This window comes from Pseudomonas sp. M47T1 (genome assembly GCF_000263855.1).
Classification (GTDB): Bacteria; Pseudomonadota; Gammaproteobacteria; order Pseudomonadales; family Pseudomonadaceae; genus Aquipseudomonas.
Genome location: NZ_AJWX01000040.1, coordinates 24,652 through 41,257, shown reverse-complemented (window position 1 = coordinate 41,257; position 16,606 = coordinate 24,652). Strand labels below are relative to the sequence as shown.

Sequence of the window (16,606 nt, the reverse complement as noted above, 5' to 3'; positions counted from 1 at the left end):
AGGCCGCGCTTCTGCAACGTGGTCACGGCGGCCTGTTGGTCAGTGGCTTCGACGCTGCCTTGCTGGCTGACGCCCTCGGCGTCCAGCGCGCGGTATTTGAAATGGGCCATGGTTTACTCGCCGCGCGTCACACGCAGCACCTCCTCTAGCGAGGTGATACCGGCCACGGCCTGGCGCAGGCCTTCTTCATACAAGGTGCGCAAGCCGCCACGGCGGGCGGCCTGTTCCAGGGTGGAGGCGTCAGCCTGGCGCATCAGCAGGCTGCGCAGCTCTTCATTCATCACCAGCAGTTCGGTGATGGCGCTGCGGCCGAAATAGCCACCGCCTGGCAGCTCGCTGGCGGGACGATAAAGAATAATCGGGCGTTGGTCGGTGAAGCGCTCCAGGCCATGCTCGGCGACCAATTGCGGCGGCGCTTCGAAAGGAACGCGCGTGGCTGGATCAAGCCGACGCACAAGACGCTGGGCGAGAATGCCCTTCACCGTCGAGGCAATGAGGTAGCTCTCCACGCCCATGTCCAGCAGGCGGGTAATACTCGCCGCGGCACTGTTGGTGTGCAGGGTAGAGAGCACCAGGTGCCCGGTCAGCGACGACTGAATGGCGATGCGACAAGTTTCCAGGTCACGCATCTCGCCGATCATGATCACGTCCGGGTCCTGACGCACGATGGAGCGCAGCGCGCCGGCGAAATCCAGGCCGATGGCGGGCTTGACCTGGATCTGGTTGATGCCTTCCAGCTGATACTCCACCGGGTCTTCGACGGTGATGATCTTGCGCTCGGCGGTGTTCAACCGCGACAGCGCGGTATACAGCGTGGTGGTCTTGCCCGAACCGGTAGGCCCGGTCACCAGCAGAATGCCGTGGGGGTTTTCCAGTACATCGAGGAAGCCTTCCAGCCGTTCGCCGTCGAAGCCCAGGCTCTGGAAGTCGAAGCTCACGGTCTGGCGGTCGAGCAAGCGCATCACCACCGACTCGCCAAAACTGGTGGGCACCGTAGACACCCGCAAGTCCAGCTCCTTGCCCTGGATGCGCAGCATGATGCGCCCGTCTTGAGGCAAGCGCCGCTCGGCGATGTCCAGCCGCGCCATGATCTTCACCCGGCTGATCACCGCTGCCGACGAGCTGGACGGCGGCGCTTCGGCCTCGTGCAGCACGCCGTCGATGCGGTAGCGCACCTTGAGCTGGCTTTCGAAGGGTTCGATATGGATGTCGGAAGCGCGCTGCTCCACGGCGCGTTGCATGATCAGGTTGACCAGGCGGATCACCGGCGCCTCGGAGGCCAGGTCCTTGAGGTGTTCGATGTCTTCCAGGGCGCCGCTGTCTTCGTCCAGGGTTTCGATCAGCGAGCCCATGGCCGAGCGGCCCTGGCCATAATAGCGCTCGATCAGGCTGTCGACTTCATTACCGGGGCCAATGGCCAGGTGCACCGGTGCGGCACAGGCATGGGCCACGGCTTCAAAGGGGTATGGGTTGCCAGGGTGGGCCGCCAGCAATTGCACCCCCGCCTCGTCCCAGGCCACCGGCACCACGCGGTAATGACGCAGAAAGCGCTCGGTCAGTGGCGGCACACGCTCAAGGGTGGACGGCGCCTGTTCGGCCAGTATCAGCGGCACCGCCATCAATGCCGACCAGGCGCGCGCCAGTTCCAGCTCCGACACCAGGCCCAGGCGAGTCAGCAACGCCGGCAGCTCACTGTCTTCATCATCGGCGGCCAGGCGGCGGGCGCGCTCAAGGTCCACGGGCTTGAGGCCGGAGTGGCTCATCAGCCACTGGCAAACCAGTGCGTCGTCGGGGGCGGTCAAGGTGGTATCGGGCACGGTGGGCTACTACGCAAGCAAGGGAAAAGGCATCAGGGCGATGCCCTTTCCGGGGTGAAGCCGGGACTGATCAGTTGGCGGTTTTCTTCGCCGTGGTGCTCAGCGGACGGCCGCCTTTCTTCGATTCGTTCTTGTGCTTCTGAGTGGCCTTGGTGTCGTGGGCCTGGGTCATCACGGTGGAATCGGACGCACCGGACGCGGTGCTGGTGTCGGTAGAGTCTGCGGCAAAGGTGGCGCCGGCGAATGACAGGCTCAGTGCAGCGCACGCTGCCACGAAAGACAGTTTCATAACAAGTAACTCCAGAAATTGAAAAAAGTCGAAGTTCATCTAACCGTAATAATCAACCGCCCTGCGACATTCGCGCACAGTGTCATATGGCCAAACTAACGATTCCGCCGAAACGCGTTGAAAATCGCTAAACCCATCGACCAGTAGGTTTTGCAAAGGTTCACACATCCGGACACAAAATCGCAAAAAAGCAGGAAAAAAACCTTTCGATTGACAAGTTAAGACAACAATTGTCTTAATTTAGCCGCTTATCGGCGCCCCATTCCGGTACAAACGATAGCGTAATAATGGCACCTCCTATATAGACAGAAAGAACTTTCACGTTAATTAAACGCGATTGAAACACGGCCATCAGTTAGCCCTTACTGCAACTAAGCAGTCTGGGCAAAGGCCAGCTTTTGTCTGGAGAAACGTGCACGATAATCGTGCACAGCCGCAAATGGACAACCATTGGCTGTTGGAGTAACACATGAACAAACGCAAACATCTGGGCGCGCAGTCGGCGCTGGCCCTGCTGGCCTTGGCCATTTCGCAAGTACATGCGGCCGACCCGGCCCAGCAGCAGGCCCTGGAAGCTCGTGCCGACAAGGCCGCCCAACAGACCTTGGCGAAAATGACCCAGGAAGAGAAACTCAACTACCTGGCAGGTACCGGCGGCTGGGACGTCAAGCCCCTGACCCAGTACGGCATCCCGGAAATCTACGGCGCCGATGGCGGTGCCGGCGTGCGCTACACCAGCAATGGCAACGACCAGGGCGTGGTCTACCCGGCCGGCCCCAACATTGCCGCCACCTGGAACCCGCACCGCGCCATAGACTACGGTCGCGCCCTGGGCTACGACACCGCCAGCGGTGGTTACCAGTACGTCACCGGCCCAGGCATGAACCTGTACCGTACCCCGTACGGCGGCCGCGCCTTCGAATACCTGTCCGGCGAAGACCCGTTCCTGGGTGCCAGCCTGGGCCCGGCGCTGATCAACGGTATCCAATCCCGTGGCGTGTGGGCTGAAGCCAAGCACTTCGCCGCCAACGACCAGGAAACCAACCGTTTCACCCTCAACGAAACCATCCCCGAACGCGTACTGCGCGAGATGACCCTGCCTACCTTCGAATCGGCTTCGAAGAACGGCAAGGTGGCGATGATGATGTGCTCGTTCCAGAAAGTGAACGGTGACTACGCCTGCGAAAGCAAGCACATGATCGCCGATATTCTGAAGAAGGAATGGGGCTACAAAGGCTTCGTGCAAAGCGATTACAACGCCATTATCACCGGGCTGACGGCCGCCAATGCCGGCACCGACCTGGACATGATGGGCTACCAGATGAACGCCACCGCCCTCACCCCCTACGTGGAAAGCGGCGCGCTGAGCATGCTCACCGTCGACGAGAAAGTGCGCCGCATTCTGCGCCAGGTGTACCTGTTCCAATTCGACAGCAAGACCCCGTCCACCGCCCACGACATGAACAGCGCTGCCAGCAACAAGACCGCGCTGAACGTGGCCCGCGAAGGCATCGTGCTGCTCAAGAACAAGGGCGACCTGCTGCCGCTAAACGCCAAGAAAGTGAAGAAAATCGCCGTGGTCGGCGACCTGGCCAAATACGCGCCGCCTACCGGTTTCGGCAGCGCCAACGTCGAAGCTACCCAGTACATCAGCGAGCTGTCGGGTATTGCCCAGACCGCGCCGAACGCCAAGGTCGACTTCATCGACGGCCTGTCCCTGGACCCGACCGCATCGACCTGGACCCACACCGACAGCAGCACCGGCAAGAGCGCCGCCGGCCTGACCGCCGAGTTCTTCACCAACGCCACCTGGTCGGGCGATGCAGCCGCCACCCGTACCGACACTCACGTGAACATGGACTGGTCCAGCGACACCAACCTGCCCACCAACGGTGACACCTCCAACACCTCGGTACGCTGGACTGGCCAGGTCACCCCCACCACCAGCGGCGACCAGGTGTTCAAGGTTCGCGCCGACGGCGCCGTGCGCCTGTGGGTCAACGGCCAGGAAATCATCAACAACGGCGACGGCGAGCATCTGCCTACCAACAGCATCCCGCCGACCATTCCGGTGTCGGGCAAGATCAAGCTGGAAGCCGGCAAGGCCTACGACATCAAGCTTGAATACTCGCGTCGCGACGGCTACTTGTCCACCATGGGTGGCATGGTCGGCGTGCAGATGAGCTGGGCGTCGCTGGCCGCACCACAGGACCTGTCGGGCTACGACGCGGTCGTGGTCGCAGTGGGCAACAGCAGCGAATACGAAGGCGAGGGCTTCGACCACAGTTTCGACCTGCCCGAGTACCAAAACGAGCTGATCAACAGCATCGCCAAGGTCAACCCTAACACCGTGGTGGCCATGCACGGCGGCACCGCGCTGAAGATGGCTGACTGGGTCGACAACGTTGGCGCAGCCCTGCACGCCTTCTACCCTGGGCAGAACGGTGGCCAGGCACTGGGCGAGATCCTGTTCGGCAAGGTCAACCCGTCGGCCAAGCTGCCGATCAGCATCGAGCGCGATATCCAGGATAACCCGCTGTACGCCGACTTCCCGAACTACGACAACAATGGCTCGCTGACTGAAATCAGCTACAAGGACGACCTGTTCCTGGGCTATCGCGGTTACGAGAAAAAGCACACCAAGCCACTGTTCCCGTTCGGTTTCGGCCTGTCGTACACCACCTTCGGCTACCACAACATCAAGGTCACCCCGGGCACCGCGGTGGGCAACGTGCCGATCAAAGTCTCGTTCGACCTGACCAACACCGGCAAGGTCGGCGGCGCCGAGGTGGCCGAGCTGTACGTGGGCCAGCAGCATCCGAAAGTGGAGCGCGCCGTCAAGGAGCTGAAAGGCTACAAGAAGGTGTTCCTAAAGCCGGGTGAAACCAAGCGCGTGACCATCGAGCTCAACGATCGATCGCTGGCCTACTTCGACGAGAAGAGCAAGCAGTGGGTCGTCGATGCCGACACCTTCGACCTGTCCCTGGGTGCGTCCTCGTCGGACATCCGCCTGCACGGCAAACTGGTCAACCCGTTCCGCCAGGAACTGTCGACCACCACCAGCAACCCGTTGCCACGCGCTGCGCTGAAGGCTACCCAGGTATCCGTGCCAGACATCAACACTGGCGGCCTGTACGACCAGACCGACGCGGATGATGCCGACACCAGCGACAGCGGTGACTACGGCACCACGTCGACCTCGACCACCACCCAAGGCTCTGCCAGCGGTAATTAAGGCTACCCGCCTGCCGTGACGCAGCCTTCGGCAGCTGCTACAGGTTATCTGTAGCAGCTGCCGCCAGGCTGCGTCAGGCGCGGATCGAGGCTTTCAGGTGCGCCAAGTAAGTGTCGAACCGCGCCACCAGGTCCAACTGTTCGGGAAAGCGCAGCCACTGGATCTGCAACCCGTCCATCATTGCCAGACACTCCTGCACCACCCCGCCCAGGTCCACGTCGGCGCGCACTTCCCCCAGCGCCACCAACTCCTGCAACTGCCCCACCATGCGCTCATGGATCATGGCATAGCGCCCCTGAAACCAGGCCCAGGCCGGGTGCCCTTCCACCAGGCTTTCGGCATTGAGCATGCTAAACGCACGCACCACACCTGGTGCCGTGGCATTGGAACGGTTGATCGCACTCAGGCTTTCGAGCAGCCCGGTCAGGGTCGGCTCGCTGCGCACTTCATCGGCAATTTTCTGGCTGACCTCGTCACGACGGTCCAGTACGGCCATCAGCAGCGCGACCTTGTTGGGAAAGTGGTGCAACACCCCCGCCACGGAAATACCGACGATCTCGGCAATGCGCGCAATGGACGCACCGCCGTAGCCTTCCAGGGAGAACATTTGCAACGCCGCGTCGAGCAATTCCTCGCGACGCTTTTCGCCCTTGGGCGCGCGCCGCGTGCGCGGCGCAGGTTTGGCAGGCTGGGAATCTGAAGTCATGAACGGTATCTTGAATGCTTCTTTGAGCCGACACCGTAACGTGATCGGCCCGCCCGGGGCAAATCTCAGGCCTTGAGCAACGGGTACAGCGACAGTACCAGCATCAATGCCATGGCCCAGTTGAACAGGCGCAACCAGCGCGGCTCGCGCAGCACATTACGCAAGGCACTGCCGCAACTGACCCACACGCATACGCTGGGCAGGTTGATCAACGCGAACAGCGAAGCGATCACCAGCACGTTGGTCAGGTAACCCTGAGACGGCACATACGTGGTTATCGCGCCGATGGCCATGATCCACGCCTTGGGGTTCACCCACTGAAACGCTGCGGCGCCGAGGAAACTCATGGGCTTGCGAGTCTCGGCAGTGGCATCGGCCGGCGGCCCCGAGCGGGCGATCTTCCAGGCCAGGTACAGCAGGTAGCTGGCCCCTGCCCAGCGCAGCACGGTATAAGCCCACGGCAGCACCTTGAACACCTCGCCCAGGCCCAGGCCCACCGCCACCACCATGATCATGAAACCAATACTTACGCCCAGCGCATGGGGAAGCGAGCGGCGGAAACCGAAGTTCACTCCGGAGGCCAGCAGCATGGTGTTGTTGGGGCCCGGCGTAATCGAAGAAACGAAGGCGAACAGGGCGAAGGCGTAGAGCAGGTCGAAGGAGGACAGCATGAGGCAAGCTCCGAGTGGCGGGCCCATGAACACTACGGCATGGCAATTGGGGTGGTGAGGCACAGCTAGGGGAAATTGAACCGGTACAGTTTTATTAAACCAGAACGCCGGCCATAACAGATCCCTAGGCAAGGCCAGGCTGCGCTGGCCAAGGCGATGTGATTGATAGATAGAAATAAAGTCAGTCGGCGCGTAACAAAGTCGGTCGGTGCTCATTCCCACCAATGCCCCACAAATCCTACCCACCCCGCCCCACTGAGTACCCGTTGTGCCAAGCCTATTTAAGGTACCGCTGCCGAGAAACCCGGATATTTATGCCCGCTTCGGGTCGACAGGTGCCGGTCGCGAAGGGCTGCTACCGGCCAGAAGCGGTCAGATGCCGCGCAGAGACGCTTTGCTGGGAGTATATTTTGGACTGCGCGGTGACCGAAGTGCTGATCTAATCCCCGATGTAACACGAGAACGAGGCCCCTTGAGAGACTATCTAATTCGCGAACTCACCCGCTCGGACCTCGAGGCTTTGCTGTCCTTTGAAACGCTGAATCGCGCCTGGTTTGAAGCGAATATCGATGCGCGAGATGCGTCTTTTTACTGCGAACAAGGTGTCAGCGACCATATTGAGGATTTGATCTCCAGATACGCCGCTGGGGGGTGGCACCCTTTTGTCATCGTCGATGGCGAGGGGTCAATCGTGGGTCGAGCCAATCTAAAAGACATAGATCAGCATCTTGGTTGCGCCGAGGTTGGCTATCGCGTGGCATACGCGTACGCAGGCCAAGGGATTGCCACACAGGCCGTCACGCACCTTATTCAGGCTGCACGGCAACGCTGGAAGCTTGAGCGGCTGGCTGCTTATGTATTTCCAGAAAATATCGGCTCGCAAAAGGTGCTCGCCCGTTGTGGCTTCGCCCCTGATCCAGATAGAGACGGCAAGAGCCGCGAGCATAGGTTCACCTTGTTGCTCTAGCGTTATAGCGCCCCGCTTGCGCGTACTCGCCACGAGATGCCGATTGGCCGCTTTTGGCTGTGGATTCAACCGGTGGACGCAACACATTGGCTAAATCTCTGAGCTGGCCTCTCGGTACGCTAGAGATTTCCAGTGTGCTTGAGGGCCAGCGCAGCCTGCGGCAGCGGCTGCAGTGCTGGGGCTGGCCGCCCGCCTGGGGCGAAAGCGGCCTCTTGAAACCGACCACGACGTCAAGGTCACGTCCGGAATTTCAGATTCCGCTTCGTGGTCAAGCGCCCATGAGTACACCGGGGTCGCCTGTCCGCCAGACATTATCGACCGTCACCCGCTGGATGCCCCATTCCGTGCCGAGCCTGACCAACTCAACGGCATAGCGGTTCTTCATGAGGTAGTGGCGAGAGGGGGCATTCTTCAGCACATGCTGCGCCTCCACCAGCGCATCCAGATGTGCCGTGTCACCCTCGAACGCCACACGGGGATTGCTGACAGAGTGGGTGGTATCGACGCACCGAACAAGGTTTCAACAATGACCTCTCGGCCTTCCAGTACAGGGAATTCAAAACCTGCCTTTGCTGCGGCAGGGCCGAAATCGGAAACAGCATTTTCCATGAAAGCGCTAGACAGCAGTGCTGCGTCACGCAGGTCAATGCCAGGGGCAAAGCGGTAGAGAGCGTCAATGGCCGCAAGCTGGTCGGCGGTGTGTTTCTGGTAGGTAGATGGCATGAGTAACTCCACATAGGTAATTGCTGACAAGTGGTGAATGCTGATTCCTGCAGCGCTGTCATTCGACTCACGAGGGATCGAGGCAGCGCAAGCCAGCCCCGATGGGTCAGAAATCCGTGATCAACGTCCCTTCGATACTCTCGGCAAACCCGCCACCGAAGCCCCTGGCCGGTGTAGCGAAGCCCAACACGCGCTCGCCCTTCACCACCCGACGCGCTGCCTCCACTGCCGCCAGAGGCGTGTAGGAGTAGCCGTTCACGGTCTCGATCACCGACCGGGCGATTGCTCCGTCAACGCCAATGACCTCAACCACTGCACGGGCCCGATGCGCCTCCCTTTCCTCAGGCGTCGGACCATCGGGCAGTTGCGCCAGATCGCCTTCTGGAAACGCATCCACCGAGAGGTGCACGAACATCGCGTTGTTGGGGATGCCGGTTGAGTGCCAGCCTGTTACCAAATCACCAAACGACAGCGGCACGCACAGCACCGGGCCGTCACCGAAATCGAAATGACGCGGCGTTGCATCAGGCGTAGAGACCAGTTCGCCATCCACCCTCGCAAGCACCCCTGCCCCGATGATTTCACTGACGCTCATGGCCGAGCCACGGGACATCGAACCTGGAACCTGAAGCGCGATGCTCAGCGCAAAAGGCTGTTCGACACGCCTGGCCACATGCACCGCCAGTGAATCGGTCGGTACAACGTTCCAACCCACACCGGGCAACAGCATGGCCTGATGCGAAGCGGCTTCTGCGCCGAGCCGCTCGGCCAGCCGATAGACGTTGATCTCGGCCGTGATGTCCAGGTAGTCGACCCCAGCCTTGATACAGGCGCGCATCAACGGCTCTGCGGTGTGCGCAAAGGGCCCGGCGAAATTGAGCAGGACATAGATGCCGGACAACGAGCTCGCCGCGTTCGCGTCGGCATCGAATACCCGAAACGGCACATCCAGTTGGGCAGCGAGTGCCGCCAGACGCACGTGATTGCGCCCAGCGATTTAGAACTGCAGGCCCAGCGCTTTCGCCCGTTCAGCGGCCATGCGACCGGTGTAGCCAGTGGCGCCGTAGATCAGCAGTGTGCTCATTGGACGTGCTGCCATTTCTTATAAACAAATTCGAGGCTGTACCCGTCCGGGTCCAGCACATTGGCGGCGTAGTAATCCGGGTCGTAGTGCAGACGCGCACCTGGCGCGCCGTTGTCGACGGCGCCTTTATCCATTGCCGCAGCGTAGGCGGCGTCCACTTCAGCCTTGCTGTTGGCGACGAAACCCACATGGACGGCGTGCCCCGCAGTGAGCCCATCACGCAGCCAGAAAAACATCCGGCCATGGGCGCCGAAGCCTTTGAGGTCGGGATGGCCAGGCGGGCCGTCCTTGCCGTCGTAGTCCAGGCGCGCGGTGATGCCCAACGGGGTCAACGCCGCTTCGTAGAAACGGATGGAGCGGATGATGTCGCTTACCGACAGGAAGACATGATCAAGCATGGGGTACTCCTCAAATGATGTAGCCGCCAGCGACTTCGATGGTCTGGGCATTGATCCAGCCGCCCTCCTGCGACAGCAACATGGCAATCACACGGGCGACGTCCTGCGGTTCACCTACCCTGCCCAGCGCAGTCTGCCCGGCCAGCAAGGCCTCGAATTCATCGTTCAAACCGCCGCCAAGCTCGGTACGGATCGCGCCGGGTGACACGGCGTTGGCCCGAATCCGTCGTTCGCCAAACTCTTTGGCCATGTAACGCGTGAGCACTTCGAGCCCGCCCTTGAACGCGGCGTAAGGCGCCACGCCCGCCGTAGCGACGCGGGTGGTCGCGCTGGTCAGGTTGACGATGCTCGCGCCGTCCGCCAGCAGCGGCAGCAATGTTTGCGTGAGGAAGAACGGCGCTTTGAGATGAACATTGAACAGGCCGTCGAACTGCGCTTCGCTGACGCTGGCCAAGGGGTTGAACAGGCCATATCCGGCATTGTTGACCAAGCCGCTGAGGGTGGTGAGGCCCCAGGTCTCGCGCAAGGCCAGCGCCACTGAGTCGCGAAAGCCGGGGAAGGTGGCAACGTCAGACACATCAAGCTTGAGCGCAACCGCGTTGCCTCCCGTGTGCTCGATGCGCTCGACGACCGAAGCGGCTGCTTCTGGATGACGGTTGTAGGTCAGGATGACGCCCATGCCCTGGTGAGCAATATGCTCGGCGGCGCTGGCCCCGATGCCGCGACTTCCTCCCGTAATGACGATAACGCTCATGTGCTGTGCCTCTGGTGTTCGAATGTGGGCCCAGCGTACTGCGCTCCCCACCCCGGAGCGCACCCGTTCCTGCTCGAAACCTGCCTGTTTCTGCTTTTTACTTGCAGCGCACCCGCATCTGCGGTCAGCATGCCCGCCATGGACAGTCAACTGAACGAACTCAGATCACTCGCGGCCAAGGCGGAAAATCGACGTACCGAAACCGGCATTCCTCGCGTGGCCATGGTCAAGGGCAAGATCCCCGAGCATATGCTTGCGGCGGTTTACGACCCGATGATTAACGTGATTCTGCAAGGCAGCAAAAGCATGACCGTGGGCGACCGCACGTTGCGGTATGACCCCGCGACCTACTTCGTCATGTCCATCGGCCTGCCTGCCGTGGGCTCGGTGCACCCCGCCGAAACCGGGGAGCCGTACCTGGCTGTGAGCCTGACGCTCGACCCAGCAGTGTTGTCCACGCTGTTCGCCGACCTGCCCAAACCTGCCGATCGCGTAGACGCCCACCCTGGTTTTTCAGTCGCATCGATGACCGCTGATCTCATGGACGCCTGGGTGCGGATGTTGAGGCTCATGGGTGACGCCGATGCCATCGCAGCACTTGCGCCGGTGTACGAGCGGGAAATCATTTTCCGCGTGCTTCAAGGCCCCCTTGGCTGGATGCTGCGAGAGATCGCGGCGCCCGACAGCGCCATGGCCCGTATGAACCTCGCGGTGCAGTGGATTCGACGCGACTTCGCCCAGCCCATCGGCGTCGAGCGCCTGGCCAAGCGAGCGTCGATGAGCGTCTCGGCGTTTCATCGCCACTTCAAGGCCGTCACCAACCTGAGCCCGTTGCAGTATCAGAAACGCGTGCGCCTGCTCCAGGCCAGAACCCTGATGGTGGCCAATGCGAAAAGTGTCATGGCGGCTGCTTTCGAGGTCGGCTACGAAAGCGCAACGCAGTTCAGCCGGGACTATGCGAAGGTGTTTGGGCTTCCTCCCTCGCAGGATGCGAGCAGAATCCATGGGCAAGCGCGGGTGGTGGCAGGCGACTGAGCGTATGGCTGACAGCTGTCGGCTGTGGCCTCAACCTGGCGCATCCGCCACTTCCATCACCAATTTTCGCATCCAGGCATGCCCAGGATCATTATCCCTCCCACGATGTGCAACCATGGAAAAGTCAAAAGACGGGATGTCGAAGGGAGGCTCAAAAACGCACAGTCGAGTATCCCCACGCGCCGGGATCAGGCTACGCATCGCCACCGTCAAGATCAGATCGGTTGCAACGACGAGCTCACTGGCAACATTCCAATGCGGGAGCGTTACCTTCACATTGCGTTGCAGCCCCAGGCGGGCCAATGCCTGGTCAACCTCGCTGTCCTGTACCGCCCGCCCACCGACGACAATATGGGGCCTGACCAACCATTGCGACAGGGTGAGCCCCTCGTGGCCAACGCACGTAGAAGCGTCGGCCAAACAGGCAAAGCGCTCGACAAACAATGGATACCGCTGCACCACCTCGGCGAGGCGCCCAGGAAAAACACCTAGCGCCAAATCCGCGTCCCCATCCTGGACTGCGGCAAGCATGGCATCCCGACTCCCGTGCTGCACCAGCAACTCAACCTCGGGTGCTTGTGCTCGGCACCTCTCGACCAGGCCAGGCAGCAGCACTCTGGAACCGTAATCGGACATCATCAGCCGAAATGTTCGCTGTGATCTGGCCGGGTCAAATTGCGGCGCATCGAACAGCTGGCCAATTCGGCTCAGCACCTCATTCAGGGGGGCGATGAGCGCCGCCGCACGCGGGGTCAAATCCAGGTGCCTACCTCGCCTCACCAGCAATGGGTCGCCAAATAGATGGCGCAGATGCCGGAGCGCATGGCTGATGGCTGGCTGACTTTTGTGTAAGCGCTGCGCCGCGCGAGTGATGTGCCGTTCCGCCAGCAATGCTTGAAGCGTGAGCAGAAGGTTTAAGTCCATGCCGCTGAAGTTATTCATGGTCTGAATACCATTGCGTTCAAATACGAATTTCCATTCTCACACTTCATATTTGAAACTCCTGCTGAATGCAATTACCAGGAGATCAAAACGCATGAACCTGCCGATTTCGCTGTCCGAGATCCTACTAGCGGCCGCTGCCATTGCAGCGGGTGCAGTCGTGCCGTTTCAGGCCGGCGCCAACGCCATGCTGGGCCGAGGCCTGGGCCATCCGCTGTGGGCCGCTGCCATGTCGCTCGTCATCAGCTTGATTGCGGTGACACCGGTGCTGATGGCCATGCGCGCAGGTTCGCCTCAATGGCAACCAGCGACCAATCTGCCAACCTGGGCGTGGGCGGGTGGGATTGCCGGCGTGCTCTACGTAACTGCGGCGCTGATCCTGGCCCCCAGGATGGGAACAACAGTCTTCATTACCTGCGTGATCGGAGGCCAACTGATATCCGCGGTAGCAATTGACCACTTCGGCCTGATGGGGCTTGTAGCAAGGCCGACAGGGTGGGGAAAATGTGTGGGCCTGGCGATTATTTTCCTGGGGGTGATGGTTGTGCAGTATTTCAACGCTCAGGGGGATCGGGGCTGAGGTCCCAGGTCTGGAGCATGGCACTCCGGCAAAAATCGCTTCGCCGCCCCCGGCAGAAGGTAAAACTCACCTTGAAAGTCCGGTTGATTCGGATGCTTTCAGGTGTTGGGCAGGTTGCCGTAATTCTGGGCCATTTGACCGGACAGCCGACAAGTTGTTCAACGCGGCGCAAGCACTCCTGAAGGACGATGCGGAATATTTGTTCGGCGAATGGTCCATAGCCGATGTGGATCTCGCGCTCATGCTCAATCGGCTGATACTGAATGGCGATGCAGTGCCCCCGGCTCTCGTGGAATATGCCCAACGCCAATGGCAGCGTCCCAGCGTGAAAGCATGGGTGACACTCCAACGTCCGCCGCTTTAAACCTGTGCTTGAAGAAGACCATTGAGGGAGCTGCTGACCGCCAGCGTCTTGCCCTGGCTGGGCCGGACGGCACCCATCGCGAGCGGAATCCAGTCGATCTGGGCTTTGAACACAGCAGACATTGCACCGTGACGCTCTGGCGAACACCACACCTGTCCCTCTGACCACGGAACCAGATCCCGCAACTCTTTAACCTTTGGATGGTTTTCCGGAGCGTCATCAGGAAGAGGCAGGCCTGAGGGATCAAAGACAACGGTCTCGGCTCCGATCAAGGTCAGGATGCGCGCGGCCTCTTGGGTCAGTAGCCGGCTGAAAGAGCGCTCACGAGTTGAGCCATACAGCAACAAGATGCGCGGCTTGTGAGTCGGTTGCTCGTTACCTTGCAGGCGATCCAGTGTAGCAACGTCAATCAGCGCCTGATCCAGATTAGGGAGCTCCAGACTGCTTTGCGACAGAAATTCGTCCATTAAAGTGCACCTATTCGATCTAGCTCGCGCTTCAGTTCCGGCGGTTAAAGCGCCGAATGATCCAGGCTGAAGAATGCCTCGAAACGCTTTTTAATCTGAACGACGGTTGCGTCAAATGCGGCCTGGATTTCGCTGTCCGTTCCTTCAACATCGGAAGGATCGGCAAGGCCCCAGTGGCTTTTGATGGCTGGCCCGAAAAACACCGGGCATGGTTCGCCCCCGGCTTTGTCGCACACGGTGATCACCACATCCGGTGGGGAATCCGAAAACACTTCTGAGCCCTTGCTGTAGAGATCTTCTCGATCTTGCGGATGACTTTGTAAAGAAGGCTGCGCTTGCCGTATTTCTTGGAGGTGCTTCGTCGCGCCGCGACCTGCCAGAGAACTGGGCGACCTTTATGTTCTTCTCGCTTGTCGACTCCGGTGTAGCCAGCGTCGGCGCAGACCACGTTTTCCTCGCCGTGTAGCAGTTTGTCGACCTGGGTGACATCCGCGACATTGGCCGCAGTGACCACCACGCTGTGCACCAGACCTGACGCATCATCGGTACCGATATGCGCTTTCGCGCCGAAGTAGTATGGGTTGCCCTTCTTGGTTTGATGCATTTCCGGGTCGCGCTTGCCGTCCTTGTTTTTGGTCGAACTGGGCGCGCTGATCAGCGTGGCATCCACGATGGTGCCTTGGCGCAGCGAAAGGCCACGGTCGCCCAAATAGCCATTGATCACGGTCAGAATTCCGCGGGCCAGTTCATTTTTTTCCAGCAGGCGGCGGAAGTTTAGGATGGTGGTTTCGTCGGGAATGCGCTGCAGACTCAAACCCGAAAAATGGCGAAGAATCGTGGTCTCGTACAAAGCCTCTTCCATCGCCGGGTCGCTGTAGCCAAACCAGTTTTGCATCAAGTGAACCCGCAGCATCGACATCAACGGATATGCCGGACGACCGCCTTCGCCTTTCGGGTAATGGGGTTCGATAAGAGCGATCAAACCCTTCCAGGGCACGACCCGATCCATCTCGATCAGGAACAGTTCCTTACGGGTCTGCTCGCGCTTACCGGCGTACTCGGCATCGGCGAAGGTCATTTGCTTCATCATCGAAAAGCTCGGCGATTGGTGTCCGGGGATTCTGCCAAATCAGGAGGTCTTTTTCAGAATTTCCCTAAGCCTTCCAGACTACCATTCATAGCACAAAAATCTGCGGGCTCATCCAAGGCATGAGTTGGAAACGGACTAAGACGCAATGCATGTGCCGGCGAACTAAACCGCCGTTCTACTCGGCCTCACTTTCAATCTTGTCGGCCATCTGATCTGACCTCGCTGTCTTGAACAGCGAGGAGAACCAAGATTTTCGTGAGAATCTTTTAAAGATTGAGGGCGTGAGCTTCTCGAGCTTGACCACGACCGAAGCCATCCCTTGGCGCAGGCTATCCGAATACCTATACCTAGGTAGCTGATCAGCTCGATTATCCAGGAAGCTTGCCACATTCTGCGTCGCGTCGGGATATCGTCCGACGTAATCCAACAGCCTGATCAATCGAGTGGCCTCATCACTGTTGGACGGCTGAATGTCCAGGATGGAAACTCCCGTAGTTGTCGATCACCTCAACAAGCCTGCTGATGCTGTTCGGATCGCAATAGAACAGTGTGCGCAGCCGCCCCCCAATGACGTACCTAGACGCTCGTCGAGCACCTGCAGCAGTGTATTAATCATCGCTATGGTCTGCGCGCTCAGCAGGTAGGCCTCCCCTTCGTGCACGTAAGCATGCAGGGTGGCCACAATCGCATTAGCCACTGTCCCAGCATTGCTTAGCGGGATGGATTTTTGCGCCATGGCGCGCGCAATGCTTATCACCTGAGGCGAGGCCTCTACGATAAGTTTTTTCCGGCTTTCTTCGCTATGCTCGATGGAATCCAGGCATTTAAACGCCGCCTGCTTGAACGACGAGAATTTGGGTTCAGATGTGGTGAAGATACCGTCGACCAAGACGCTATCGATAGTCTGAGGTTTGCTGGCCTGCTTCGCGGCATGGCTGTCCCAGCCATTGAACCAATCCAGGAACGCTTGCTGCGTGACACCGTGCGGCTCAATTGCGGTTATTACAGCACTGTAATTTTTCAGCACCCACGCATAGCTGAGGGCGCTGAACCTCCTATGCATTATGAGGTTGGCCACGAACGGGGCCACAACATCGGCCGCTTCGCCGAGGAGCAGCGGCAGGATTTCAGTAGATAGCAGCGTCGCGTTAGCCAGTGACCTGAAAGGCTCCGACTTAAGCACGACTTCGATGTCGGCAATACCGATTAGCGAAGCGGCATCCTCATTTCGGATGTACACGATTGCAGCGACCGCGCGTACAATCTCACGGTTGTCGGTGCTAAGAAGCGATGCGACACCGCTCACCACCGGTTGGTCAATCGTTTCTGCCAGCGCCAGGCTGATGATCGCCGAATCGAGGCCGGTGCTGCACTCCTTGACCAGAGAGAGCATATCTACCGCACTAATGCCATCCGCTAGGCCGTCACCGAGGCGTACGGAGCTGAAAACCCAATTCACTGCGGGGATTACCCGATCAGACCCT

General features: G+C 60.0%; 14 protein-coding genes and 5 pseudogenes. 5 read left to right on the top strand and 14 right to left on the bottom strand.

The features are described 5' to 3' along the window. Positions 1-113: 113 nt before the first annotated feature. Together gspE and PMM47T1_RS27360 are read right to left on the bottom strand one after the other, a co-directional pair. Positions 114-1,763: a type II secretion system ATPase GspE gene (gene gspE / locus PMM47T1_RS27365; RefSeq protein ID WP_081492728.1), complete on the bottom strand. Its 1,650-nt coding sequence runs from the start codon at positions 1,761-1,763 to the stop codon at positions 114-116. A 124-nt stretch (positions 1,764-1,887) separates the two neighbouring features. Continuing rightward, the gene (locus PMM47T1_RS27360; RefSeq protein WP_008375338.1) at positions 1,888-2,106 is read right to left on the bottom strand and encodes a hypothetical protein; all 219 of its coding nucleotides are present in this window, start codon (positions 2,104-2,106) and stop codon (positions 1,888-1,890) included. A gap of 469 nt (positions 2,107-2,575) precedes the next feature. Between PMM47T1_RS27360 and PMM47T1_RS27355 the strand changes: the two genes are divergently transcribed. Next, complete coding sequence (locus tag PMM47T1_RS27355; RefSeq protein ID WP_008375337.1) at positions 2,576-5,341, top strand: beta-glucosidase; 2,766 nt, start codon at positions 2,576-2,578, stop codon at positions 5,339-5,341. A gap of 73 nt (positions 5,342-5,414) precedes the next feature. Here the strand turns inward: PMM47T1_RS27355 and PMM47T1_RS27350 are convergent, their stop codons facing one another. Both PMM47T1_RS27350 and PMM47T1_RS27345 read right to left on the bottom strand, forming a co-directional pair. Continuing rightward, positions 5,415-6,047 carry a TetR/AcrR family transcriptional regulator gene (locus PMM47T1_RS27350; RefSeq protein ID WP_008375335.1) on the bottom strand — a complete coding sequence of 211 codons (633 nt, stop codon included), beginning with the start codon at positions 6,045-6,047 and terminating at the stop codon, positions 5,415-5,417. Positions 6,048-6,112: 65 nt separating this feature from the next. Next, positions 6,113-6,718, bottom strand: coding sequence for a LysE family translocator (locus tag PMM47T1_RS27345; RefSeq protein WP_008375333.1), 606 nt, complete (start codon positions 6,716-6,718; stop codon positions 6,113-6,115). A 472-nt stretch (positions 6,719-7,190) separates the two neighbouring features. On the opposite strand from PMM47T1_RS27345, the gene PMM47T1_RS27340 reads away from it, so the two are divergent. Next, entirely contained in the window at positions 7,191-7,685 is a 495-nt protein-coding gene (locus PMM47T1_RS27340; protein ID WP_008375331.1) for a GNAT family N-acetyltransferase, read from the top strand. Between the two features lie 268 nt (positions 7,686-7,953). Here the strand turns inward: PMM47T1_RS27340 and PMM47T1_RS30740 are convergent, their stop codons facing one another. The 5 genes and pseudogenes from PMM47T1_RS30740 to PMM47T1_RS27320 form a co-directional block, all read right to left on the bottom strand. After that, positions 7,954-8,157, bottom strand: a complete 204-nt coding sequence (locus tag PMM47T1_RS30740) for a nuclear transport factor 2 family protein (protein WP_008375330.1) — start codon at positions 8,155-8,157, stop codon at positions 7,954-7,956. After that, positions 8,097-8,408: a hypothetical protein gene (locus PMM47T1_RS27335; protein WP_337999165.1), complete on the bottom strand. Its 312-nt coding sequence runs from the start codon at positions 8,406-8,408 to the stop codon at positions 8,097-8,099. The genes PMM47T1_RS30740 and PMM47T1_RS27335 overlap by 61 nt, the downstream gene beginning before the upstream one ends. 106 nt (positions 8,409-8,514) lie before the next feature. After that, positions 8,515-9,492: pseudogene (locus PMM47T1_RS27330) on the bottom strand (saccharopine dehydrogenase family protein). Further along, a complete protein-coding gene (locus PMM47T1_RS27325; RefSeq protein ID WP_008375328.1) occupies positions 9,489-9,890 on the bottom strand; it encodes a VOC family protein in 402 nt (133 codons plus the stop codon). The pseudogene PMM47T1_RS27330 and the gene PMM47T1_RS27325 overlap by 4 nt, the downstream one beginning before the upstream one ends. Before the next feature lie 10 nt (positions 9,891-9,900). Then, a complete protein-coding gene (locus tag PMM47T1_RS27320) occupies positions 9,901-10,644 on the bottom strand; it encodes an SDR family NAD(P)-dependent oxidoreductase (RefSeq protein ID WP_008375326.1) in 744 nt (247 codons plus the stop codon). Positions 10,645-10,782: 138 nt separating this feature from the next. Between PMM47T1_RS27320 and PMM47T1_RS27315 the strand changes: the two genes are divergently transcribed. Further along, positions 10,783-11,679 carry an AraC family transcriptional regulator gene (locus tag PMM47T1_RS27315; protein WP_008375324.1) on the top strand — a complete coding sequence of 299 codons (897 nt, stop codon included), beginning with the start codon at positions 10,783-10,785 and terminating at the stop codon, positions 11,677-11,679. Between the two features lie 30 nt (positions 11,680-11,709). On the opposite strand, the gene PMM47T1_RS27310 is transcribed toward PMM47T1_RS27315, so the two are convergent. Then, positions 11,710-12,621: a LysR family transcriptional regulator gene (locus tag PMM47T1_RS27310; protein WP_008375322.1), complete on the bottom strand. Its 912-nt coding sequence runs from the start codon at positions 12,619-12,621 to the stop codon at positions 11,710-11,712. 94 nt (positions 12,622-12,715) lie between these two features. Here PMM47T1_RS27310 and PMM47T1_RS27305 point away from each other — a divergent pair, with 94 nt between their 5' ends. Together PMM47T1_RS27305 and PMM47T1_RS27300 are read left to right on the top strand one after the other, a co-directional pair. After that, positions 12,716-13,201 (top strand): DMT family transporter, encoded by a 486-nt coding sequence (locus PMM47T1_RS27305; RefSeq protein ID WP_008375321.1) that lies wholly within the window; start codon positions 12,716-12,718, stop codon positions 13,199-13,201. 145 nt (positions 13,202-13,346) lie between these two features. Then, positions 13,347-13,565: pseudogene (locus tag PMM47T1_RS27300) on the top strand (glutathione transferase); the annotation flags it as partial. 17 nt (positions 13,566-13,582) lie between these two features. On the opposite strand, the pseudogene PMM47T1_RS27295 reads toward PMM47T1_RS27300, so the two are convergent. The 4 genes and pseudogenes from PMM47T1_RS27295 to PMM47T1_RS27275 form a co-directional block, all read right to left on the bottom strand. Then, positions 13,583-14,032: pseudogene (locus PMM47T1_RS27295) on the bottom strand (NAD(P)H-dependent oxidoreductase); the annotation flags it as partial. Positions 14,033-14,076: 44 nt separating this feature from the next. Further along, positions 14,077-14,337, bottom strand: a pseudogene (locus PMM47T1_RS29380) (arsenate reductase ArsC); the annotation flags it as partial. Beyond that, positions 14,286-15,119, bottom strand: a pseudogene (locus PMM47T1_RS27285) (IS5 family transposase); the annotation flags it as partial. The pseudogenes PMM47T1_RS29380 and PMM47T1_RS27285, both read right to left, overlap by 52 nt. 505 nt (positions 15,120-15,624) lie before the next feature. After that, positions 15,625-16,515, bottom strand: a complete 891-nt coding sequence (locus tag PMM47T1_RS27275) for a hypothetical protein (protein ID WP_157213093.1) — start codon at positions 16,513-16,515, stop codon at positions 15,625-15,627. Between the last annotated feature and the right edge of the window lie 91 nt (positions 16,516-16,606).

What these genes read in the sequence shown, in the direction of transcription:
- PMM47T1_RS27320 (WP_008375326.1), bottom strand. Translation starts at nt 10,644, where the DNA reads ATGAGCGTTATCGTCATTACGGGAGGAAGTCGCGGCATCGGGGCCAGC.
- PMM47T1_RS27335 (WP_337999165.1), bottom strand. Translation starts at nt 8,408, where the DNA reads ATGCCATCTACCTACCAGAAACACACCGCCGACCAGCTTGCGGCCATT.
- PMM47T1_RS27310 (WP_008375322.1), bottom strand. Translation starts at nt 12,621, where the DNA reads ATGAATAACTTCAGCGGCATGGACTTAAACCTTCTGCTCACGCTTCAA.
- PMM47T1_RS27305 (WP_008375321.1), top strand. Translation starts at nt 12,716, where the DNA reads ATGAACCTGCCGATTTCGCTGTCCGAGATCCTACTAGCGGCCGCTGCC.
- gspE (WP_081492728.1), bottom strand. Translation starts at nt 1,763, where the DNA reads ATGAGCCACTCCGGCCTCAAGCCCGTGGACCTTGAGCGCGCCCGCCGC.
- PMM47T1_RS27345 (WP_008375333.1), bottom strand. Translation starts at nt 6,718, where the DNA reads ATGCTGTCCTCCTTCGACCTGCTCTACGCCTTCGCCCTGTTCGCCTTC.
- PMM47T1_RS27325 (WP_008375328.1), bottom strand. Translation starts at nt 9,890, where the DNA reads ATGCTTGATCATGTCTTCCTGTCGGTAAGCGACATCATCCGCTCCATC.
- PMM47T1_RS27350 (WP_008375335.1), bottom strand. Translation starts at nt 6,047, where the DNA reads ATGACTTCAGATTCCCAGCCTGCCAAACCTGCGCCGCGCACGCGGCGC.
- PMM47T1_RS27275 (WP_157213093.1), bottom strand. Translation starts at nt 16,515, where the DNA reads ATGCTCTCTCTGGTCAAGGAGTGCAGCACCGGCCTCGATTCGGCGATC.
- PMM47T1_RS27360 (WP_008375338.1), bottom strand. Translation starts at nt 2,106, where the DNA reads ATGAAACTGTCTTTCGTGGCAGCGTGCGCTGCACTGAGCCTGTCATTC.
- PMM47T1_RS27315 (WP_008375324.1), top strand. Translation starts at nt 10,783, where the DNA reads ATGGACAGTCAACTGAACGAACTCAGATCACTCGCGGCCAAGGCGGAA.
- PMM47T1_RS27355 (WP_008375337.1), top strand. Translation starts at nt 2,576, where the DNA reads ATGAACAAACGCAAACATCTGGGCGCGCAGTCGGCGCTGGCCCTGCTG.